The sequence below is a fragment of the Methylomonas sp. MK1 genome, from assembly GCF_000365425.1.
In the GTDB taxonomy this organism is placed as follows: domain Bacteria; phylum Pseudomonadota; class Gammaproteobacteria; order Methylococcales; family Methylomonadaceae; genus Methylomonas.
This window is the reverse complement of record NZ_AQOV01000002.1, coordinates 1,094,031-1,115,875: the sequence shown is the minus strand read 5'-3', so window position 1 is coordinate 1,115,875 and position 21,845 is coordinate 1,094,031. Positions and strand designations below refer to the sequence as shown.

At 55.3% G+C, this 21,845-nt stretch carries 17 protein-coding genes and 2 pseudogenes; 7 read left to right on the top strand and 12 right to left on the bottom strand.

The window, feature by feature from the left end; all coding sequences use genetic code 11:
* Positions 1–71: 71 nt before the first annotated feature.
* The 4 genes from G006_RS0121890 to G006_RS28695 form a co-directional block, all read right to left on the bottom strand.
* On the bottom strand, positions 72–1,220 hold the full coding sequence (locus G006_RS0121890) for a hypothetical protein (RefSeq protein WP_020485364.1): 1,149 nt from the start codon (positions 1,218–1,220) through the stop codon (positions 72–74).
* A gap of 93 nt (positions 1,221–1,313) precedes the next feature.
* Complete coding sequence (locus tag G006_RS0121885; RefSeq protein ID WP_020485363.1) at positions 1,314–2,954, bottom strand: DUF4331 domain-containing protein; 1,641 nt, start codon at positions 2,952–2,954, stop codon at positions 1,314–1,316.
* Positions 2,955–3,046: 92 nt separating this feature from the next.
* Entirely contained in the window at positions 3,047–3,736 is a 690-nt protein-coding gene (locus G006_RS26220) for a DVUA0089 family protein (protein ID WP_020485362.1), read from the bottom strand.
* A gap of 12 nt (positions 3,737–3,748) precedes the next feature.
* Entirely contained in the window at positions 3,749–3,922 is a 174-nt protein-coding gene (locus G006_RS28695) for a hypothetical protein (RefSeq protein WP_160167693.1), read from the bottom strand.
* Between the two features lie 283 nt (positions 3,923–4,205).
* Between G006_RS28695 and G006_RS0121870 the strand changes: the two genes are divergently transcribed.
* The 3 genes and pseudogenes from G006_RS0121870 to G006_RS29555 all read left to right on the top strand — a co-directional run.
* Positions 4,206–4,823, top strand: coding sequence for a sigma-70 family RNA polymerase sigma factor (locus G006_RS0121870; RefSeq protein ID WP_020485360.1), 618 nt, complete (start codon positions 4,206–4,208; stop codon positions 4,821–4,823).
* Positions 4,824–4,828: 5 nt separating this feature from the next.
* A pseudogene (locus G006_RS29560) lies at positions 4,829–5,248 on the top strand (cupin domain-containing protein); the annotation flags it as partial.
* A 204-nt stretch (positions 5,249–5,452) separates the two neighbouring features.
* Positions 5,453–5,668: pseudogene (locus G006_RS29555) on the top strand (cupin domain-containing protein); the annotation flags it as partial.
* Positions 5,669–5,706: 38 nt separating this feature from the next.
* Here G006_RS29555 and G006_RS0121860 read toward each other — a convergent pair.
* Positions 5,707–7,299, bottom strand: a complete 1,593-nt coding sequence (locus tag G006_RS0121860) for an ABC-F family ATPase (protein WP_026147221.1) — start codon at positions 7,297–7,299, stop codon at positions 5,707–5,709.
* Positions 7,300–7,444: 145 nt separating this feature from the next.
* Here G006_RS0121860 and G006_RS0121855 point away from each other — a divergent pair, with 145 nt between their 5' ends.
* Together G006_RS0121855 and G006_RS0121850 are read left to right on the top strand one after the other, a co-directional pair.
* Positions 7,445–8,131, top strand: a complete 687-nt coding sequence (locus G006_RS0121855) for a glutathione S-transferase (RefSeq protein WP_081607989.1) — start codon at positions 7,445–7,447, stop codon at positions 8,129–8,131.
* Positions 8,132–8,143: 12 nt separating this feature from the next.
* Positions 8,144–8,446, top strand: a complete 303-nt coding sequence (locus tag G006_RS0121850; protein WP_020485356.1) for a hypothetical protein — start codon at positions 8,144–8,146, stop codon at positions 8,444–8,446.
* 97 nt (positions 8,447–8,543) lie between these two features.
* On the opposite strand, the gene G006_RS28955 is transcribed toward G006_RS0121850, so the two are convergent.
* The gene (locus tag G006_RS28955) at positions 8,544–8,705 is read right to left on the bottom strand and encodes a hypothetical protein (protein ID WP_165786391.1); all 162 of its coding nucleotides are present in this window, start codon (positions 8,703–8,705) and stop codon (positions 8,544–8,546) included.
* Between the two features lie 205 nt (positions 8,706–8,910).
* Between G006_RS28955 and G006_RS0121840 the strand changes: the two genes are divergently transcribed.
* A complete protein-coding gene (locus G006_RS0121840) occupies positions 8,911–9,195 on the top strand; it encodes a hypothetical protein (RefSeq protein ID WP_020485354.1) in 285 nt (94 codons plus the stop codon).
* A gap of 72 nt (positions 9,196–9,267) precedes the next feature.
* Positions 9,268–10,521, top strand: coding sequence for a hypothetical protein (locus G006_RS0121835; protein ID WP_020485353.1), 1,254 nt, complete (start codon positions 9,268–9,270; stop codon positions 10,519–10,521).
* 58 nt (positions 10,522–10,579) lie between these two features.
* Here the strand turns inward: G006_RS0121835 and G006_RS0121830 are convergent, their stop codons facing one another.
* The 6 genes from G006_RS0121830 to G006_RS0121805 all read right to left on the bottom strand — a co-directional run bounded on the left by G006_RS0121830 (position 10,580) and on the right by G006_RS0121805 (position 21,440).
* Positions 10,580–15,004 (bottom strand): EAL domain-containing protein, encoded by a 4,425-nt coding sequence (locus G006_RS0121830; RefSeq protein WP_020485352.1) that lies wholly within the window; start codon positions 15,002–15,004, stop codon positions 10,580–10,582.
* Positions 15,005–15,009: 5 nt separating this feature from the next.
* On the bottom strand, positions 15,010–15,954 hold the full coding sequence (locus G006_RS0121825; RefSeq protein ID WP_020485351.1) for an ABC transporter substrate-binding protein: 945 nt from the start codon (positions 15,952–15,954) through the stop codon (positions 15,010–15,012).
* Positions 15,955–16,004: 50 nt separating this feature from the next.
* Positions 16,005–18,155 carry a TonB-dependent receptor plug domain-containing protein gene (locus G006_RS0121820; protein WP_020485350.1) on the bottom strand — a complete coding sequence of 717 codons (2,151 nt, stop codon included), beginning with the start codon at positions 18,153–18,155 and terminating at the stop codon, positions 16,005–16,007.
* Between the two features lie 206 nt (positions 18,156–18,361).
* The gene (locus G006_RS0121815; protein WP_020485349.1) at positions 18,362–20,086 is read right to left on the bottom strand and encodes a bifunctional protein-serine/threonine kinase/phosphatase; all 1,725 of its coding nucleotides are present in this window, start codon (positions 20,084–20,086) and stop codon (positions 18,362–18,364) included.
* Positions 20,087–20,105: 19 nt separating this feature from the next.
* Entirely contained in the window at positions 20,106–20,549 is a 444-nt protein-coding gene (gene cynS, locus G006_RS0121810) for a cyanase (RefSeq protein ID WP_020485348.1), read from the bottom strand.
* 78 nt (positions 20,550–20,627) lie between these two features.
* Positions 20,628–21,440, bottom strand: coding sequence for a formate/nitrite transporter family protein (locus tag G006_RS0121805; protein WP_020485347.1), 813 nt, complete (start codon positions 21,438–21,440; stop codon positions 20,628–20,630).
* Between the last annotated feature and the right edge of the window lie 405 nt (positions 21,441–21,845).

Genomic DNA, 21,845 nt, shown 5'->3' with positions numbered 1-21,845 from the left:
CCTGCCCTGAGCGCAGTCGAGAGGCCCAGGGCAAACAGTATTTAAGGGGTGAAGGAATTTTGCCGGCCCGTTCATATTCCGCTCCCCCCAATTTGCGCGAGTAGCGTTTGCAGTCGCACATCTTGCAATTTGGACTCGGTTAAAAAAGTCAGCAGCGGTTGCAGCTGTTGTTGCGTTTTGCCGCTAGCCACCGCCGCTTCCAACAAAATGCGCGCGTCGCGCGGCTCGCGTTGCACGGCCCAATTGGTTTGTGCCAGGGCCAGCGCCGATTCGGGCTGGTTTAACACATGCAATAAAAAGCGCGCCTCTTCGCCTTGATGGCTGGTATCGCCACGCATCCGGCTAGCGGCAAAGCGAGCGGTCAGCGCATCTATATGCACAGCGGCAGTTGGCAGCCGCAAGGCTTTTTCGGCAAAAGTCAGGCGCAGTAACAAGCCGTCGGCGCGGGTATCGTTGGCTAACAATTCCACCACGTCTTGGAAACGATTCCGGTCTAATAAATAATCGGCATAGGTAGCCAACAGATAACCATTGCGGCGCGGCACTTGCAGCGCCTGCCGGTAATAACGGTCGGCCGCATCTGTATTACCCATGCGCTCGGCCATTTCCGCCAGCGTGGTCAATGCCCATTGTTGGTCTGCCGGTGCGGCACTGTGCGCAGCGCTTACTGCTCGTGCCAACTGGCGATAAGCAGTGTCGAGCTGGCCGGAAACACTCAGAATGGAATTCAGACAAACTTGGCCGATCAGCGGCTCTGCCAATTTCAATAAAGGTAAACAGCTGTTCAGAGCATCGGCGTGTTGGCCTTGCACTTCCAAAATCGCCGCCCGCGTCAACCAAGCTTGCACCAGGCGCGGCTGACGCGCCAAAGCCCAATGCAAATATTCCAGAGCCGCCGGAAATTCGTGGCGATTTTGAAACAAGGTGGCTCGCAAGGTCAGGACTTCGGCTGTCGGTTGCGCGACTGTCAGCCATGGCGCCAACGCCGCTTCCGCGTAACCGAAATAGCGCGGATCCGATTCAGCGCGGCCCAGTTCGATATAGCGCCGGACTAAAGCTAAAGCCGGTTCCAAGTCATTAGGCTGAGCCGCGACTTGTTTGCGCAAGTAACGAATTTCCAGCCAGCTTTCGCCCCTGGCCGGCAAGACTTCGACGATTTCGTCATCGGTCTTGGGTAAATAAGCTTGCGCCTCCGCATCACTGAGTACAGCAACAGACATTATTAAACCTAATGTAAGCCAGTGCTTCATTGGCTCCTCCTTCGGATGTTTATCGAACAGGGGGGCGAGCAGCGCCGCCCCCTTCCCTCTTTTCTAATTGTTTGGACAACTCCCCACAGCCAGGGAGACGGCATCGAAACAACCGGCCTCACCAGGATCGACATGGCGGCTTTGCCGGCCGCTATTGGCAAAAGCTACATAAGGAAACACTTCCTGGTAGCTTCTATCGTTGGTGTTAACGCCGTCGGCAACCCGGTTATTCGGAAAGCTGTTAAAGGCCGGATTCAAAACCCCAACCACAGCCTGCGCGGCAATATCGGTGACGTCGTCGGACACCCGCCGACCATTGGGAAAGCCGGCAGTATCGCCCGCCAGAAATGCCATGCGTTTACGGGCGCTGACAGGTGCGGGGCCGATGCCGGTGTTCAAACGCAGCAAATCCGCGACCGGTCCGCGTTGCGACGGAGAACAACCTGGGCAAATCGGCGCGGCATAAAACACCAAGGGTCCCAGGTCGAAACTGGGATTGGCCGGATTAACTCGCGGTGGCGTCGGAATGGGTACCGCACCGCCGTAAGCAGCGTTGACGACTCTGGCCAATAACGGATCCAGCACATAACCGGCAAAACTGGCGTCGTCCTTGGGCTCGCTCATGCTGAATTTGTCTTTATCGCCGGTGCCGATCAACACCTCATTAATCAACGGGTTACCCATCCGTTGAATCTGCACATAGGCATTGGCAAGTTTGGGTTTGCCGCCCGGTTTATCCGCATAGGCTTTGGTACGTGGCCGGGAGGTGGTGGCGTAAGTACCGACTACCGCCAAGGCTTCGCCGGCGCTATGTTGCTTGCCGTCTTGGGTAAGCATGGCGATAGGCAACTCGATAGCAATGGAATTGACGTTGTACCCGGCCACATCGTCGGACGCGAAGTTTTGATGTTCCGCATCATTTTGGTTCTCGGCAAACACCCCCGGCACACCGACGCCGGACGCGCCAACCCTAAAATTAAACGTATCGAAAGTCGCACCCAAATCAATGTAAAACGGATCGTCGACGGTGCCGGCAAATACGCTAACGCCGCCGCCTAAATCATAAATTCCCTGGCTGGCCAGATTTTGATAGTTAGGCATGGTGCGCGGCCCGACGTTGGAAGGCACCGCATAGAGCTTTTGCTGATTGGTCAGATCGATAACTTGCCGGTTGGCACCCTTCCCTTTGATCAGCGTCACCGTATAACTTTGCCGCAAACCCAAACCTTCCGAGCCAGGGCCATCCAGTGCGGTAATGGCCGGCGGCACAATTAAGGTACCGGCTGCGATCGGGTTGGGTGAATTAGCCGGCGCTACAATGCCGGTGCCGGCACCGACAAATCCGGTAAACACGCCGGGCAAGCGGTTTTCGGTTTTAAATCTGAACTGGAGAGTAATGTCTTCGTCGGCGTCGAAATTGTTATCCACTTTCATTTCATACAAAATTTCCGGATCGAACGGAAAATAATTCGGGCCGTTGCTGGGTTCCAGCAAAGGATCGACATTCAGAATCATCGTCACCTTGCTGGGATCGTTGTAACTGACAAAGGCGTACCAATCGGTGATGTCGGCTTTGGTATCCAACGCTGTTAACGGCGCTTCGCGATGATTGGCGGCCTCAACGGACGGTATGCCGCCCATCAATAATAAAGCGCTGGCGAACATGGTCAGCGGCCAACTGCTGTAGTGATGTAAGTCTTTCATAGTCTAATTCCTCATTAATTAAAGCCGCAGCTTCAAGCAGCTGCGTTAGGGAATACGCGGAAAATCGGCAAACGGATGCCGGAAAATGGAATTTATGCCAAACGCACCGGACTGGCCGCTTCCGCGTCGGTTCGCGGTGCGGATCTAGCCTTTCCCAGCCGGCCACCGAGCAAAAACAAGCCGGACAAACTCAGCAGCATCAGGGTGGGCGGTTCCGGCACACTGACGATCTGGGCATTGGCGACGTTGAGAATGTGTAGATCCCAAGCCGCCGTGCGATTCGGTTCCACCGGATCGCCATTGCTATCGGTTAAAGATCCCTCGCAAAACCGGCCGTTCGAACAACCGAAGGCGGCGGTAAATTGCGGATCGGCATCCCGTAAAAATCCGTCGGCCAGCGCGGCGCTTACCGAAAAGTTGTCGTATTGAGTCAAGGTTGCCAGGTAATTCCCGGCGACAAGATTGATGGCTAAATAACTGTCGAATTCGCCGTAATTGAAATTAACCCCGTTCGACAATTGGCTGCCGCCCAAGCCGCCGTCGTCTTGCTCGGCCAATTGGTTGCCTAAGCCGTCCCACAACGTCAAAATCGGATCGAAACCGCCGTCTAGCCAGGATGAGGTAAACAAGGTCACCGTGCCGGGCGAGCCGAGCGAAAAGGCAAAGCTCAGCTTATCGTTATCGTTGGCAAAGTTGCCGTTAAATTCAAAGTCCGCGGCCTCAACCGCTGTCGCTGCGGTCAGGCAGGCGCCTAACAACGCAACCGGAAATAGCTTTTTCATCGTGGTTTCCTCTCAGTCTATGGTTAGAAATGGCAAGCCGGCGGCGGATTCCAGATGCGGATGGCGATACTCGGCATTCGCGCCGGCTTGCGATGACTGATACGCGGCCAATTCGGCATTGGATGCAAAACAGGTAAAAATATTTGCGGCCGGGTTTGTGCAACGAACTTGGTCGGTGCTTGGCACATAAGCGTCTTTCGATAGGAAACGACGAGTGTTATTAACCCAGAGCACAAGCAATAATCACTTCGGTAGTTTGACTATTTGCCACGCGCAAACGGCTGTTTTATAGTGGCCCAACCACAAACTCCCACTCTCTGCCCTCTTAAATGCCGCCACCAATCTTGGCAAACCAAGAAAAATCCACATGCCTTATGTCGCCTGGTTCACACTTTGAGCGCTATCCCAACTTCGCCTCGCATCCAAACCAACCGATGCCGCGTATAGCTTTTAAAGGGATGCGAGGACGATGACGGATAGCGATTCGGACGACGACCAGCACCTACAACTGGCAACGACCGCCGACGAAGCCTTACTGCGGGAATGGATCGCCGACGTCGTGGATCAGGATCAAGCCGCGCTGGGGCGCTTATACGATAGCCTGGTCGATCAGGTCTACGGTGTGGCACTACGCATCACCCGGCGGTCGCAGTGTGCCGAAGAAGTGGTGCAAGACACGTTCTGGCAGATCTGGCGGCAGGCGCCGCGCTTCGATGCCGAACGCGGTTCGGTAAAAGCCTGGGTGATGACGATGGCTCGCAGTCGGGCACTGGACGCCTTGCGGCAACTGGACGGCAATCTAAGCGAGCTGGAACCGGACGCTCTGGTGCTGATCGAAGCCCCAGCCGAACAAATGCCGCCGGATTTACTATCAGCGGTGCAGCAAGGTCATCGCTTGCAAACGGCCCTGGCGGCTTTGGAGCCCTTGCCCCGGCAATTGGTGTCTTTGGCATTTTTCCGGGGTTTGAGTCACGACGAAATCGCTGTTTGCAGCGGTTTGCCCTTGGGTACTGTGAAATCACATATCCGGCGGGCCCTACAGACTATGCAGCAATTATTGACAGCCGATGCCGGCGAGGTTAACTAAACAACATGACAGACAAATTCCCGCCTTTGGATAGCGCAGATGCCAACGATTTGCAGCAACTCGAAACGCTGCTGGCCGACGGTTTGGCGCCGATTCCGGTTGCCGGCGAACGCCGCAATTCGTTACGCCAAGGCCTGATGACGCAAGTCTCTGCCAGCCTTGCCAAACAAGCCGGCTTACTCACCGTGCGCGCCAGACACGGCGCCTGGCAAGCCCTGAAAACCGGCATCCGCGTCAAACCACTCTGGGACGGCGGCCTGCAAGGCCACTCGGTATTGATCGAATTCGCCCCCGGCGCCAGCCTGATACCGCATCGGCACAACTGTCTGGAAGAAGGCATCGTCTTGCACGGCGATTTGCAAATGGGCGACTTGCGGCTTGGCCCCTTGGACTATCACGCCTCGCCGGCCGGCAGTCGGCACGGCGGGATAAGGTCGGCTAACGGCGCACTCGCCTATTTACGCGGCACTTCACTGGGCGATAGTCGCGAGGTGTTGCGGGAAGTACTGGCGGGTCTGCTGCCGTTTGGCAAGGCTGAGTCGTTTAGCGTGTTTACCAAGCAAATAGACGACTGGCAGGAAATTGCCCCCGGCGTCTGGAAAAAACCGCTGTGGCAGGACGGGGAACGCGAATCCGGTTTTTATCGCCTGGAAGCCGGCGCCAAATGCCCGGCACACGGCCATCGGCTGGAAGAGGAATGCATGATGCTGGACGGCGACTTGTTTATCGACGACGTCTTGCTGCGCGCCGGCGACTACCAACTGGCGCCGGCCGGCAGCGCGCACCGCGAGGTGTATACCGACGTTGGTGCGACACTGTTCGTGCGCGGTGCCAGAGATTACTGACCGATTTATCCGGGCCGGAATGCTCTGGCGGCTTAGCCTTAGTTGATGTCTTGACTGTTTAAATAGTCTTCGTAATTACCGCTGAAATCGACGATGCCGTTCGGCGTGAGTTCGATAATCCGGGTCGCCAATGACGATACAAACTCGCGGTCGTGACTGACGAAAATCAGCGTGCCTGGATAGTTTTCCAAGGCCGCGTTCAGTGATTCGATCGATTCCATGTCCAAATGGTTGGTGGGTTCATCCAGCACCATGACGTTGTTTTTTTGCAGAATCAATTTGCCGAACAACATCCTGCCTTGCTCACCACCGGAAATGACTTTTACGGATTTGTTGATTTCGTCATTGGAAAACAACAAACGCCCCAGCGTGCCGCGTATGGTCTGATCGTCGTCCGATTCCTTGCGCCATTGGCCCATCCATTCAATCAGCGGCATGTCTTCAGCAAAATCCTCGGCATGATCCTGCGCAAAATAACCGACGTCTGCGTTTTCCGCCCACTTCACTTCGCCGCTGTCCGGGGTCAAATCGCCGACCAGGGTTTTCAACAAGGTGGATTTACCGATACCGTTGGGACCAATCACCGCCACCCGCTCGCCGACCGCAATCATCATGTTCAAGTTCTTGAACAAGGGTTCCGCGCCGTAGCCTTTGGCCAAATCTTTAGCTTCCACCGCCAAACGGTACAGTTTTTTAGCTTGGTCGAAACGAATGAACGGATTAACCCGGCTGGACGGCTTGACTTCGTCGAGCTTGATTTTCTCTAACTGCCGCGCCCGGGACGTGGCCTGCTTGGCCTTGGAAGCGTTAGCAGAAAAGCGCGCCACGAAGGTTTGCAGTTCGGCAATTTGGGCTTTTTTCTTGGCGTTGCCGGCCAGTAACTGCTCGCGCACTTGGGTCACGGCGGTCATGTAATCGTCGTAATTGCCCGGATAGACCCGCAATTCGCCGTAGTCCAGGTCGGCCATATGCGTGCAAACGCTATTCAAAAAATGCCGGTCATGCGAGATGATCACCATTGTGGAATTACGCTCGTTCAGCACGTTTTCCAGCCAGCGGATAGTGTTGATGTCCAGGTTATTGGTCGGCTCGTCCAGCAGCAAGATGTCAGGATTGGAAAACAAGGCTTGCGCCAGCAAAACCCGCAGTTTCCAGCCTGGCGCCACCGCGCTCATCGGGCCGTTGTGTTGTTCCAGCGGGATGTCCAAACCCAACAATAATTCACCGGCCCGGGCTTCGGCGGTATAGCCGCCGAATTCGGCAAACACCGTTTCCAGATCGGCGGCGCGCATGTAGTCGTCTTCGCTGGCTTCCATATTGGCGTAGATGGCGTCACGTTCCGACATGGCCGCCCACATCTCGGCATGCCCCATCATCACTACATCCAGCACCCGTTGCTCTTCGTACGCGAATTGATTCTGGCGCAAGATACCCAAACGCTCGTTGGCATCGACGCTGACGTTGCCGGATGTAGGTTCCAGGTCGCCGCTGAGGATTTTCATAAAGGTCGACTTGCCGCAGCCGTTGGCGCCGATCAGGCCGTAGCGGTTGCCGTTGCCGAATTTCACGGAAACGTTTTCAAACAGGGGCTTGGCCCCGAATTGCATGGTGATATTAGCGGTAGAAATCAAGAGAGTGTCCGAGGATTAAGAGTAAAAAGAGCGTTGTCGCCGTTTCAGGCGTGTGACGAAATAAATGGGTTGACGCTAAAATCGGTTATTTTACCAGACTTTAATCGACGATCATTTACAGTAATGTGTCACTGACAATCCCAATATGATTGCACCGTCCCTCACCGCAGAACCGATTTACCCCATCTTTTACAGCTTCCGCCGCTGTCCGTATGCGATGCGGGCACGCTTAGCCATTGCCGTATCGGGGCTAAGCGTCGCACTCCGAGAAATCGAGCTCAGCAATAAACCGGAGGCGATGCTAAGCGTTTCGCCAAAAGGCACCGTACCGGTATTAGTGTTGCCCGACGGCCAAGTGATCGAACAAAGCCTGGATATTATGCGGTGGGCCTTGGCGCAACACGACCCGCAAGACTGGCTGGACCAAATGCCGGAAGATGCTAAGCGATTAATCGACTGGAACGACGGCGATTTCAAATACTATTTGGACCGCTACAAATATGCGGACCGCTATCCGGAACAAACGCAAACTGTTTATCGTCAACAAGGCGAGGTGTTTTTAGCCGAGCTGGAAACCCGCTTGCAGCGGACTCGCTTTTTGTGCGGCTTAACTTTCGGCTTGGCCGACGCCGCCATTGCGCCGTTTATCCGGCAGTTTGCCGCAGTGGATAACGCTTGGTTTGCCAGCTCGCCCTACCCGGCCTTGCAACACTGGTTGGACGACTTTTTAACATCCAATCTGTTTGCGACGGTTATGCGAAAATACCCGCCCTGGAAAGCTAACGACCCGTTAGTCCTTTTCGGGAACGAGGCCGGCCTCGTACCATTTTAAAAGGTGCCCGACATGTTAAAAATCTACAAGAAAACCATCCGCATCGACAGCTCCGGTGCGCATCCCCGCCTTGAGTCACCTCCACAAAGCAAGCTGTCCAATCTGCTGACCATTCCGGCGATGATTGCCGGCGCGGTCTTGGGTACCGTGGTGTTTTCGGCGTTTTTTGCCTTACTGCTAATTCCGTTGACGATAATCGGCATCAGAGGCTGGTGGTTGCTGCGAAAACTTAAAAATGCACAGGTTGACGGGCAAAGCCTGGAAGCTGAATATACTGTGGTTTCAGACCCGGCAAAAACCTCCAAGTCCGACTGAGAAATCGCCTGCTTGAATACAAAAAAAGCCCCCACCTTGAGCAGGGTGGAGGCTGTGGAATGTGTAGCGTTACAACGAGGAGGTACTACGAAAAAACTTAAAATCGGACCGGTTTAGCCACTTCGATATTGCTAAACAGGGAAGCAGCGCCAAAAAACAGTGTGGAAAGAACAAACTGACCGGACAGGAAGCTGAACATACCGGTAGCAAAAAACAATCCGGTGACGATGTCTTTATACAGATTGCTTGACTTGTTCATTTTTCCACCTTGACTGGGTTTCAGCCGATTCATTGAAGACGGTTTAACTATAAACCTTTGCCATTTATTTACAATAAGGCATTTATTACATGATTTGTTTCTTATTTTGAAACAGATTTAGTTAAACACCACCTTTCACCAGCCAAATTGAACCCCAACTCGGTTCAAACTTAAGCTACCAATTTTGATGCAGGAGGATGCAGCCATGAGCCACCATTTAAATCTGCTACGCGCGATATTCCAGGATCCGGTTAGCGGCAACATCCATTGGCGGGAAATAGAATCGCTGTTGCACCACCTGGGCGCCAACCTGCAACCTAGCCACGGCGCGCGCTTTCACGTGAGTTTGAATAACGTCGAAGGCGTGTTACATCATCCGCATCACAGCGGCATATGCACTAAACAAGAAATCAAACATCTGCGCGAATATCTGGCAAGCGCCGGCATCAGTCCGTCCGCATATGAAGAACAACGCAATAAACCGCATTAGCGCAAGGCCGGCGATAAGGTATTAAGCACTTAGCTTGGTCATTGCCCACAGCAAGGATGAACAGAACGACCCATGAAATGGATTGCAAAAAGCTTGCTACTGACCCTCTTTCTATTGCCCGTATTATTGGGATTGGCATTGTGGCTGGCCATTGACGACACGCCGAAACTACAGACCCGCGCCGACCTGACCCCGGAACAGATTGCCCGCGGCAAATTGATTTTTCGGCAAAACGATCCACGCCGTTTAAAGTCAGGTGCTATCGCCCGAGTCGTACTGGATCAACAAGAACTGGACCTGGCGATCAATTATCTTGCCAACCAATACGCCAACGGCGTGGCGGGCTTACGGATCGACAAAGGCGGGGCCCACATTGACGCCACCCTGCGTTTGCCCCGCAATCCCATAGGCCAATATCTGAATTTGACGCTGGAGCTTAAACAAACCACCGACCTACCGGAAGTACACCAACTGTCTTTGGGCCAACTCCGGCTGCCCGGCATGCTGGCCAAACCCTTGCTGGAATTGGCGCTCAACACCTTACAACCGGCGGCGGATCGGCAAGCCTTCGCCGATATTGTCAAGCATGTGCTGTTTCAACCGCAGCGCCTGACGGTTACCTATCGTTGGCAAGCAGACTTACCCGGCAAATTGCGCGGTGCATTACTAACGCCGGAGGACCTGCAGCGACTAGAGGCTTATCAGCGGCGTTTAGCCGAACTAAGCCAGACAGATAATAAAAGCGTCAGTCTCACTGATCTCAGCAAACCACTTTTTATACTGGCATTACAAAGAAGCGCCAGCGGCGACCCGATTGCGGAAAACCGGGCATTGATTTTGGTACTGACGCTTTATGTCAATCAACAGCGCCTGACGAAAATCATCCCCGAATCGCGGCTCTGGCCGCGCCCGCTTTGGCGCCAGGTAACGTTGAACGATAGAGACGACCTGACCAAACATTATATGGTTTCGGCGATGCTGGCCGCCTATTCGGGCACCCCCTTGGCTGATGCGGTGGGATTGTTTAAAGAAATAGAAGATTCCCGCGGCGGCAGCGGTTTTTCGTTTAACGACCTGGCCGCCGACCGGGCCGGCACGCGCATGGGCGAACAAGCCGTCGCCAGCCCGGCGCTCGCTCGAAAAATCCAAGCGATTATGGCTGTCGCCAACGAAAATCAGATGATGCCGGCTACCGCCGACCTACCGGAATCGCTAAGCGAAGCCGAGTTTATCCGCCGCTTTGGCGGCACCGATGGCGAAGCCTACAAACAACTGATGCAAGACATTGAAAATCGCATCGCAATGTTGCCGGTATCTCGGGAATGATGGCTGAGCGAAAACCTCGCTAAGTGGGGAGGCGGCTGCAAACTGCCAGCGCCTAATCCTAGATCACATTGACTCGCGCCAACAAGGCCGAAAATTCTTCGGCCGCCATCGGCTTGCCAAACAGATAACCCTGCGCCTCGTCGCAGTCGTTTCTCAACAAATATTGCGCCTGTTGCTCCGTCTCCACGCCTTCCGCTATCACCTTGAATTTCAGGATTTTGGCGATGGAAATAATCACCATCACGATGGCGGCGGCGTCAGCGTCGTCGGGTATGTTCGCCACAAACGAGCGATCAATTTTCAGCTTGTCGAAGGCAAACTGCTTGAGTTGGTTCAGGCTGGAATAACCGGTACCGAAATCGTCTATCGAAATTTGCAAGCCGGCTTCCCTGAGCTTGGCCAGGACAGCCCGCTTCCGCACCGGATTGCGGATGAACAAACTTTCCGTCAGCTCCAATTCCAGATATTCGGCAGGCAAGCCGGTTTCGTTGACGATAGCGATGACTTGCGCGACAAAGTCTTCCTGATCTAATTGCCGAGCCGACACGTTGACCGCCATCGTGAAGGGCGGATAGCCGCTTTGCCGCCAAATTTGGCTCTGCCGGCACGCCTCGCCTAACACCCACGCGCCTATCGCCTCGATCAGACCGATTTCTTCGGCGACCGGAATGAACTGATCGGGCGCTATCAAGCCCAGCTCGGGATGCCGCCAGCGGATCAGAGCCTCTGCGCCGACAATCCGCCCGGAATCCAGATCGATTTGCGGCTGATAGTGAAGAAAGAACTCGTCGCGCTGTAGCGCCCGGCGTAAGTCGCTTTCCAGACGCAGCTTGGTCGACACGACAAATTCCATGTTGTCTTCATAAAAACAATAGGTATTGCCCTGTTCCTTGGCGCGATACATCGCAGTATCGGCGTGCTTGATCAGCAAACCGCTGTCGGTGCCGTCGGCCGGATACAGCGAAATGCCGATACTGGAGCTGACGTAAAACTCTTGCTCCATCAACGCGAATGGCTGGGCGATGGCGATACGGATCTTGTCGGCGACGGCAGCGGCGACTTGCGGATTGGTGATGTTTGCCAGCAACAGCGTAAACTCGTCGCCGCCGAACCGAGAAACCATGTCTTCCCGTCGCACACAGCCTTGAATCCGCTCCGCCGCGGCTTTCAACAATTGGTCGCCGACATCATGCCCCAAGGTGTCGTTAGTCAGCTTGAACCTATCCAAATCCAGGAACAGCACAGCATGAAGCTGATTTTGATCCGCGCTGACGGCGATCACCGAGTTCAGCCGGTCAATGAATTGCGTGCGATTGGCCAAATTGGTCAAGGGATCGTGGTAAGCCAGGCGATTCAGGGTCCGTTGCGTCAGGCTGGCTTCCAGCAAATGCGCGATGCGTTTACGCAATACCGCGAAATGAATCGGTTTGGGAATGTAATCATTAGCCCCTATCGAGAAAGCCAATTCCACCGAATGGTCGTTTTCCAGAGCGGTAATCATCAGTATCGGCACGTCGGCGCCGAGGGGCAGCGCGCGAATTCTGCGGCAGGCCTCAAAACCGTCCATTTCCGGCATCATCGCGTCCATCAAGATCAAATCAGCCATTTGCCGCTGGCACAGCGCCAGCGCCTGCCGGCCGGTGCCGGCCAAGTCCACCCGATAGCCGTCTTTCTCCAGAACATCTTGCAAGGCAAAACGCATGGCTCTATCGTCGTCCGCCACCAGGATTCTGGGGCCCGCCTGCGGGATCGGCTCAGCGGCGGCTTCCCCGCCCATTTCCAAGCGCAACAGTTGTTCGATGAAGCGGTATTCGTCACGCAACTGCTGCAACAAGGCCTCGCCGTTTTCAATCTGTGCTTGAGTCGCCTGCTCTTCCAGTTGCCGGGCAATAAGCGCTAGCTTTTCCGCGCCCAGGTTGCGGCTGGCGCCTTTCAGGCCATGGGCCGATTCGCGTAAATGCGAGCGATTGTCCGTAGCAAGCGCCAGGGCGATTTGCTCGATTTGCGCCGGCGCATCTTCCAGGTAATAGCCGACCATCTTCACAAAACCCTGGCCGATTTCATCGCGCAATTGCCGTAAAACCGCGTGATCCAGCGTCTCGAGCGCGTGGTCCGGCGACAGCGGCTCGGCGGTCACGCACGGCCTGCCCTCGAACCAACTCAACAGTTTCTCCTGCAACGGCTTCAGCTTGATCGGCTTGGCCAGATAATCGTCCATCCCGGCCGCCAGACATAAATCGCTATCGCCTTGCTGGGCGTTGGCGGTCATTGCTACGATGGGCAACCGGCCCAGCGGTTCAGGCAACAGTCTGATGCGTCGAGTAGCTTCGAAGCCGTCCATGGTCGGCATGTGGCAGTCCATCAGAATCAAATCGAAAGCCTGATGCTCCAGCCATGACAAGGCCTCGACGCCGGAGCCGGCGATTTCGTAACGGCAACCGAGTCGCTCCAACATGCCCGCCGCCACCATTTGGCTGGCACGGTTGTCTTCGACGATCAATATCCGCCGCCCGAGCACGACTGTTTGCTCGACCTCGGGCGCCAAGTCGGCCGCGGGTTCCTGATAATCCTGACCGGCGGTTAATATGAAATCGTATAGTCTGGAAACCTGTACCGGCTTGGCCAACTGCGCGGCAACGTTTGGCAAGCGCGGCAGATTGACGGCATTGCCGGGGTCGGACAGCAACACGATTTTGACAGCCGCGAGCGCCGGATCGTGAACGATCATATCCACCCAAGTGGCGTCGTCGGCATCTCTCAGATCAATGATGACAAAATGATACGCCTGATCCTGATCATTGGCGGAACGCAACATATCCACGGCTTTGATGCCGTAGCCGCTATGCCGGTAGTGAATTTTCCAGCGCTCCAGACTTTGCGCCAAAAATTGCCGCATTTTGTCATTCTCGGTAACGATCAATATCCGCAGATTGGCGAAATAGGCTTGCCGGGCCTCTGAGATGCCCTCGGTACCGCGCGGCGGATTGAAGGGTACGGTAAACCAGAACGAACTACCTTGCCCTTCCCGGCTTTGGACACCGATTTGCCCGCCCATCAGTTGCACCAATTGCCGGCAAATCGCCAATCCCAGACCGGCGCCTTCATAATGCCGGGTTCTGGAACCGTCGGCCTGGACAAAGGCATCAAAAATACTGCTTTGCGCCGCCTCGGGTATACCCATCCCGGTGTCGCTCACGCAGAATCTCAACTGGATGGCATCGCTTTCCGCCGCTTCGGTGTGCACATCGATGGCGATGCCGCCTTGTTCGGTAAACTTCAGCGCGTTGCCGACCAGATTAATCAGCACCTGCCGCACCCTGGAGGCTTCGCCGTTCAACACCAGCGGTATATCGTCGGCTAGCGAGTAAGTGAGTTGCAGATTTTTTCGATGCGCCTGAGCGGACATCAATTCCACAACTTCATCCAAGGTTTCGTAAAGCACGAAATCGACCGGCTGCCGCTTCATCATCCCGGATTCGATGCGGGAGAAATCCAGAATATCTTCGATTAACTTCAACAGCGCTTCGCCGGCGTTGCGGGCCACCATCGAGTATTCCAGCTGCTTGGGCGTCAACCCCATGTCCTGCAACAACTCCAGCATACCCAGCACCGCGTTCAGCGGCGTGCGCAGCTCGTGACTGACATTGGCGGCAAACTCGCCTTTCAGGCGCGCCGATTCCAAAGCCGTGTCGCGAGCGCGTTCCAACTGCCTTTCCCGAGTTTCCAACACCGCCATCATTGTGTTGAAGGCTTCGCCCATTTCGATGATGTCGCGCGGCCCGCTCAACCGGGCCCGAACGTTTTTCGCGCCGGCCGAGGCCTTACGCATCCTCAGCGCCAGTTGTTGAATCGGCAAAGTCAAGCGCCGCGACATCGCCAATAGAAACAGTAGAAACAGCGCGGCCGAGCCGCTGGACGCCATCAAAGTGGTCCAGCGAATTTTTTCTTTCATGACATTGAGCGATTGCTTGCCCATCACCAAGCGCACGTAGCCGACCAATTCCGGCGTCGGCATTTGCGCCTCGAACGGTGATGGCTCTTGCCCCGCGGCGTTGCGCGTGAATACCGGCGCGGCAAAATACCAGGCTTGTTCGTTCTCATGCACCAAGGCCAGGGATTCCGGCCAGCGCACCGCGTCGGTATCGGCGGCGGGCATGGCCGGTTCGCCGCGTTCGAATAAAGGCTCCAGCGCATTGTTGTAAATGGCTACGCCGCGCACATCGGGAAACGCCAGGAAGCGTCGGGCCGGCTCCTCGGCATTCTCCTTGCTGGCATACAGCAAGGCCAGCGTGCTCTGTGCAGCAAAGGCTTCCGTGGATTGCCGGCCTTGGGCGACCCATTTATCGCGGACGATGTAGTAAGACAGCGTGGAAATGCCGAATGCCGACAATATCGATATCACTACCAGACCGAAACAAAAGGTCACGGCAAGCTGTTGCAGGAAACTCGCCCGCTTGAACCTAGGCCATCGCAAACGCTTCATGGCGTCTAAGGCACCGGAAAAACCATCGCGAATTCGCGGCGTGTCTGGCTGGAAAAGCGCAAACCCAGATGTTCCGCGGTGCGTAAATTGACGGCTACCAGCAAATCCCGCAGCAGTTCGACCGATTCGAATTTGCCGCCCGCCTGTAATTGCTGGATAGCCAGACCGGCCAAACTGCGGCCCATGCTGAAATTGTCCGGGTACAGCGAAAATAATGCGCCTTTGCGCACATGGTCGAGGTTGCTGGAAAACACCACAAAATTTTTCTCCCAGGCTTCGCGCAGCACTTCCGGCAACAAGGACGATTCGTCCATGGCGGCGTTTTCGCGCGGCAGCCAGAGCGCGATGGAATTGTCTTTAATTTCCAGCAGAATCTGCCGGAACTGATCCGAAGAATCGTGTAAGTTGCCGGTCGGTTGCGCTACCAGCGTCAAGCCGCGTTCAAGAGCCGCCCGCCCGGCGCGCTCGATCTCCCAGGCTGTTTGCCGTGGATCGTAGATCACGGTCACTTTTTTCACCTCCGGCACCAGTTTTTTCAAATGATCGAACATGGCTTCCGGGGCCGGCGTCAGGCTGATGCCGGCCAAGCCTTGCACTTCGTCCGGGCGGATCATCGTCGCGCCGATCACCACCGGAAATTGGGAAGATACCGCTTTGGCGACCGCCAATCCGGCGCGGCCCAGCGTCACCACCACATCGATCCTGTCGTTTTTCAGGTCCTGAATCAATTTGTCGACGGACTTGTCGCGCTCGTTCAACAAGTAATGCCCTACCGGCTTACCCAACTCTTGTTCCATGCCGCGCGCAATCTCCATGAACACCGAACGATAAGGCTCGCGCACATCGGGATAAACGATGGCAACGGTGGGCGCTTGCGCCCAGGCACCGCCGCAAAAAGGCCACAGCACACATAAGGCCAACCCTAGCTGAAAAAATAGTCTATAAAACAAAATGACTCCCGAACTACGGTATAAGCAAGACCCGACCAACGGCGCCTTGGCTAAAAATGAAGACTGATTTCGCCGTAAAAACTGCGCGGCGCCAACGGCAAGTCGTTGGGAATGGCGGCCGGATTGCCTGCCAGACTGGGTTCCCGGGCGCTGACATCGAACAGATTTCGCACAGAAAAGGCCACTTCGAGATGCTTGGCCAAATTCTGCCGGCGTAGCGTCACATCCACCCAAGTATAATCCGCGACCGGCTTGCGCGTATCGCCGAAACTGCGGTCCCGACCCACAATCCACTTCGCTTGCGGACTGAGCTGCCAGTCGGGCAGAAACTGCCAGTTCAGCCGCAGATAGACCTGATGGTGCGGCGCATAGCCGCTATCGCGGTCCAGGGCCTGGTCACGGCTACGTTGATAGGCGTAGTTGCCGATAATTTTTAAGGTGTCGGCGGCCTGCCATTCCGCTTCCAGTTCGGTGCCGTAGCCTTGCTGAGTCCCGGTATTTTGTGCCGTCGAAGTGGTGGCACCGGCATCCGGCACGAAGCGGATGATGTCCTTCCACCAGAAGTTAAAGAAATTCAAACCCAGGCGCAGGCTGTCCGTCGGCCGATAGTCAAAACCCAGTTCGACGTTTTCCATGGTTTCCGGGCGCAAGGCGGCATTCCCGAGCTGCGCCGGGTTGTTGATGATATACATTTCCTGAAACGACGGCGCCCGGAACGCCGAACCGTACATCAGTTTGGCGGTCAAATCGTAGCGAGCTTCCCAAATCAATGCCGCGCGCGGATTGAAGGTATTGCCGAAATCCGAATAGCGGTCGTAACGAGCGCCGGCGGTCAAACTCCAGTCGTTGGCAAAGTTCCACTGATCCTGCAAAAACAGATAGGCCACTTTCCGATCCACCTCGGGGATAAACGTCGAGGAGGTGCCGGAAACGTCGGTCAGCGGGATGCCCGGCAGCGACGGTATCGGCGTGCCGGTGGCGGGATCGATGCCGAAATTCTGGCTGACCCGCGCCTTGAACAGGCTGTCGTAATTAAAGCCGATACCGCTGCGCAATTGATGTTGCTGAAAACCGCTGTAAGCGAAGGCTTGGCTGATGCGGACATGGCGCTCCCACACCTCGGGATTGCCGATATAACCGTTCGGAAACGTCACCGGCGCACCGGCGCCAATCTGGCCGTTGGCACCGATCGGTAAAGTAGTCCCGGCTGGAAACAGCGTCAGATTACGCTCGATTTCCTGGCTGGATTCGAAATAACTGACCTGGGTGGTCAAATCCCAGTTTTCGATGTCGTCGGTGTGGTAGGTCAGATCGGCGTTCCAGCGGTCGCCGGCATAGCGGTTGACCGGATCCAGGGCTTGAGCGACGCCGGAGCCGATGCCGAGATCACTACGATGTTGCAATCCGCCGCGAAACCGCCAATTGCCACGCGACAAATCCAACCGGGCATCGAGATTGTCGCGAGACATATTCAGCGGCCCCGGTGCCAGCGAGGCGCTGGTCCCCAGCAAGCGGTCGAACTGGCTTTGCAGGTCGGCATCGACGACGGCGTCCTGACCAGCGGTCTTATGGTATTCAAAAGCCAACGCGACGTCGAAGCCAGCCCATTCGCCGCCATGCAAACCCCAGCCGTCGTAAGTGTCGAAACTGCCGACCCTGCCACCGAGCTCGGTGCCTTCGATATCCTGTTTGGTTTTGGTGATGACATTGATCACGCCGGCGAAAGCGTCGGCGCCGTAGACCGCCGATCCCGGTCCGCGCACGACTTCGATGCGAGCGATGTCGCGGATCGGCATGCCGCCCCAAACCTCGCTACGGCTGCCGGTATAGGAATTGGTGATCGGAATGCCGTTGACCATCATCAACACTTGTTGATTGAACTGCGAAAAAATGCCGCGAAAGGTATAGATAGGGTTGTAGCCGATGGTGTTGCGTTCGACATGCAAGCCCGGTACGGTTTCCAGTACTTCGTCGATGTCGGTGGCGCCTATCTGTTTAATATCGGCGGCAGTAATTACCGTGGCGATTGACGGCGCCTTGGAAATCGGTTGTTTGTATCCGCTGGCGATACTGACCATTTCCTCGGTGCCGTAGATTTGCGATAAGGCTCTTTCTTCTTCCTCCGGAGAAACCGGTTGCGCTTGAGCGGTCGCGACTATTAGGTAACCGCAACAACTAAGAAGCAGCGGGCGGAAAAACATGGATAACTCCTGTTTTGAATTGTAATTATTAAGAAGTTACGTATTAACCGTAGGGCTAATTTTCCGGGAGAATACCAGGGAGCATGAGGTGTTTTCTAAATTTCAGCCCTTCGTTAAATTCAGATCAATTCTTCTAGGTTTTCCGGCACAGCCCATAGGATAGCAGAGGCGGAAAAATAAGGGACATCGATACCTGCGGCGAAATTCTATCGCTTAATCAATAATATCGCGATAACGCCCGCCAAGATGAAGGACACACCTTTCCAAAACGCTGCCGGATTGCGTTCCAGCAATGCCGGCCCGGTCTTGGTCAAAAACGCCGGGTTGGGATGGCGTAAATCAAAGATAAACTCGGATAAGTCTTCGTAACGTTTATGCGGATCGGGATGCGCAGCCTTGCGGATCGCATCGTCGACCCAGCCCGGAATATCCCGGTTGCGATACAAGGTAGCGTCGTAGCTGAGTTTGTTTTGGGAGGCCCTGGATTTGCATTTAGCCACTTCCGCGCCGTAAGGCAGTTTGCCGGTCAGCATTTGATAGGCAATCACCGCCAGGGAAAACTGCTCGGAACGCACCGAGCCCGGCTCGCCCAGGAAATACTCCGGTGCGGCATATTGCGCGGTGCCGAGTATATGCTGGTGGCCGACGGGAATACCCATTTCCATCACGCCGGCGACTCGGGTCGAACCGAAATCGATAATTTTCACGGTGCCGATGCCGTCTATCATGATGTTGTCAGGCCGCAGATCCTGATGCAGCATTTCCAGGCGATGAAAGCCCCGCAAGCCCTTGGCGATTTGTTCGACGATGCCGCGCACAGTTTCCAGGTCCGGCTGCGGATGGTCGATCATCCACTGTTTCAGGGTCTGGCCGTCGATGAATTCCGTGGCGACATACAGAAAATTGCGTTTGCGGGTTTGCGCGCAAGGCTTTAATACATGCGGGTTGTTGATACGCCGGGCAATCCAGTCTTCCATCAGAAAGCGTTCCAGGTAGGCCGGATCGCCGCGCAAGTCGATGGACGGGGTTTTAATCACCACCTGCGCCTGGGTCTCGCTGTCCACCGCCAGATAAATGTGACTGCGGCTGCTGGCATGTAATTGGCGGACGATGGTGTAACCGTCGAACGCCATCCTGGCTTCCAACTGCGGCGGGAACGGTAAGGCGGTTAAGGATTGATACAGTTCGTTAGCACTCGGTAGCGGCAGTTGCTCGATGCGCACAATCTGCACTGTCAGATTATCGCCGCTGCCATTTGCGTAGGCCGCCTGGACGATGGCTTTGGCCGCGCCGTCCAAGTCGTCGCCGGCTTGGCGGATGGTTTGGCTCACAAAGTGCGCACTGACGTATTCATAAACGCCATCGGTCGCCAACACGAACGTATCGTCCAAGCTAACGGTCAACGCTTGATAGTCGATTTCCAGACGCGAATCCATACCCATCGCCCGGCTCAGGTAACTTTTCTCCTGAGAAATCCATAAGCGATGATCGTGGGTGAGCTGTTCCAACTCATCGCCGACTAGCCGATAAATCCGTGTGTCGCCGACATGGAACAAATGCGCGGTGGCGGATTTGATCACCAGCGCGCTCAAGGTGCAAACATAGCCGCGATCCATGTCGTAACAATCGCGGCTTTGCCGGGTTTGCGCGTACAACCAGGAATTGGTGGCGGTCAACACCCGCTGCACCGACTTCTTAACCGACCAGGCTTCCGAGGTACAAAAATAATCCGCCAGGAACCCGGTCACCGCCGCCTGACTGGCGATATGACTGACCTCGCTACTGCTGATGCCGTCGGCCAAGGCTATCGCAATGCCTTTGGCGCTTAACTGCGGCTCTTTAGCAATATAAACGCCGTGAAAATCCTGATTCAGCGCCTTGCGGCCTTTATCGGAATATTGACCGACGGCGACGCTCAATGGCCCGGACATGACTTAAGGCACATTCGCCTTAATAGCTTTTATAAGGCAGAAACTTCCCGCTCATCACGATTTTGACCCGATCACCTTTCGGATCAGGTTCGCGTTGCAAGTCCATGCTAAAGTCGATAGCGCTCATGATGCCATCGCCGAATTCCTCATGAATCAGCGCTTTAAAAGTGGTGCCGTACACATTCACCAACTCGTAAAAACGATAGATCAAAGGATCGGTCGGCACGGCGCTAGGCAGCGAACCTTTGTATGGCACCACTTGCAGTTGCGCGATAGCCTCGGGCGGCAAATCCAGCAGCGCGCCGATGGTGGCGGCCTGTTCGGCGTTCAAGGTCATCTGCCCCAGCAATGCGGCGGTGGTCCATTCCTTACTCAAGCCTATCGACTCGGCGAGTTGTGCCCAGCTCAGTTGCTTGGCCTGTTTTTGCGTAACGACCAATTCGGTCACTTCATTGCGTGTCATCTTTAACTCCTTTGCACATTGAACAGCGAGAAAAAGGCCTCTGGCTTATAACAGCGGCAAGGCCGGATCGAATAAGGATTAGTTGAAAGAGCGTTTCGGCGCGGTTCTGACGTGCGTGGAATACAGCGTCAAGCCGGTAAAGGCCAAGCCGCCGACCAGATTGCCCAACACGGTCGGAATCTCGTTCCAAACAAAATAATCCATAATCGAAAAATTGCCGCCCATGATCAAACCGGAGGGAAATAAAAACATGTTCACGACCGAGTGTTCGAAGGTCATGCCAAAGAACAGCATGATTGGCATCCACATCGCAATCACCTTACCGCTGACCGACGTCGAAATCATCGCCCCCACCACGCCGGTAGACACCATCCAGTTGCAGAGCATGCCGCGAATAAAAATAGTAAACCAACCGGCGATGCCGTATTTGGCATAACCCAGCGTCCTAGCTTCACCGATGCCGGCTAGCTTTTTGCCGACCGCATCCGGTTCAACGGAAAACCCATAAGTAAAGACGATGGCCATCATCACCGCCACCGTCAACGCGCCGAGAAAATTGCCTAAAAACACCAAGCCCCAGTTTCTAAGAATTCCGGGCAAGGTTACCCCGGCACGTTTGTCCAGCCAGGCCAGCGGCGTTAATACGAACACGCCGGTCAGCAAATCGAAACCCAGTAGATACAGCATGCAAAACCCGACCGGAAATAAAATCGCCCCAAAGATCGGCGAGTTGGTTTGCACGGTAATCGCCACCGCAAATACCGCCGCCAACGCCAGGATCGCCCCGGCCATGTAAGCGCGGATTAGCGTATCGCGGGTTGACATGAAGATTTTGGATTCACCGGCATCGACCATCTTTGTGACGAATTCCGACGGGATCAGATAGGACATAACTCACCTTTTAAATGTGGGAACAACATGAATACCGGCGTTTTGCAAGCACCGCCATTCGTTTGATTAAGCCTGTGTGCGCAAGCTAAAGCTCCCCTGGAAACGGGTGTGTTACTCGTAAGCGAATGTCTTGAAGAAATAAAGGCAGGCACGACGGACGAGTAAACGATGCAGCGGGTATAAAACCAGCAACGTTTCAACGCCGTTGTTGAAGGGAACCGAGGGTGCGCCATTGCACCGCGTAACTTGCAGCACGGATTGTGCCAGCCATCCGAATCCAGCGACGGCAAGCTCTAGGCTGCGAATCCAAGCAAGCCAAACCCAGGTTTCGCACCAAAACGGATTGCCAACGCACCAAAACAGGAAAAGGCAAATCTAAAATACACCGCTCAACGGCGATCCAGC

Bases quoted from the DNA above. Each gene is read 5' to 3' on its own strand.
- G006_RS0121890 (WP_020485364.1), bottom strand. From the start codon at position 1,220: ATGTCTGTTGCTGTACTCAGTGATGCGGAGGCGCAAGCTTATTTACCC.
- G006_RS0121885 (WP_020485363.1), bottom strand. From the start codon at position 2,954: ATGAAAGACTTACATCACTACAGCAGTTGGCCGCTGACCATGTTCGCC.
- G006_RS26220 (WP_020485362.1), bottom strand. From the start codon at position 3,736: ATGAAAAAGCTATTTCCGGTTGCGTTGTTAGGCGCCTGCCTGACCGCA.
- G006_RS0121870 (WP_020485360.1), top strand. From the start codon at position 4,206: ATGACGGATAGCGATTCGGACGACGACCAGCACCTACAACTGGCAACG.
- G006_RS0121855 (WP_081607989.1), top strand. From the start codon at position 7,445: ATGATTGCACCGTCCCTCACCGCAGAACCGATTTACCCCATCTTTTAC.
- G006_RS0121850 (WP_020485356.1), top strand. From the start codon at position 8,144: ATGTTAAAAATCTACAAGAAAACCATCCGCATCGACAGCTCCGGTGCG.
- G006_RS28955 (WP_165786391.1), bottom strand. From the start codon at position 8,705: ATGAACAAGTCAAGCAATCTGTATAAAGACATCGTCACCGGATTGTTT.
- G006_RS0121840 (WP_020485354.1), top strand. From the start codon at position 8,911: ATGAGCCACCATTTAAATCTGCTACGCGCGATATTCCAGGATCCGGTT.
- G006_RS0121835 (WP_020485353.1), top strand. From the start codon at position 9,268: ATGAAATGGATTGCAAAAAGCTTGCTACTGACCCTCTTTCTATTGCCC.
- G006_RS0121830 (WP_020485352.1), bottom strand. From the start codon at position 15,004: ATGAAGCGTTTGCGATGGCCTAGGTTCAAGCGGGCGAGTTTCCTGCAA.
- G006_RS0121820 (WP_020485350.1), bottom strand. From the start codon at position 18,155: ATGTTTTTCCGCCCGCTGCTTCTTAGTTGTTGCGGTTACCTAATAGTC.
- G006_RS0121815 (WP_020485349.1), bottom strand. From the start codon at position 20,086: ATGTCCGGGCCATTGAGCGTCGCCGTCGGTCAATATTCCGATAAAGGC.
- cynS (WP_020485348.1), bottom strand. From the start codon at position 20,549: ATGACACGCAATGAAGTGACCGAATTGGTCGTTACGCAAAAACAGGCC.
- G006_RS0121805 (WP_020485347.1), bottom strand. From the start codon at position 21,440: ATGTCCTATCTGATCCCGTCGGAATTCGTCACAAAGATGGTCGATGCC.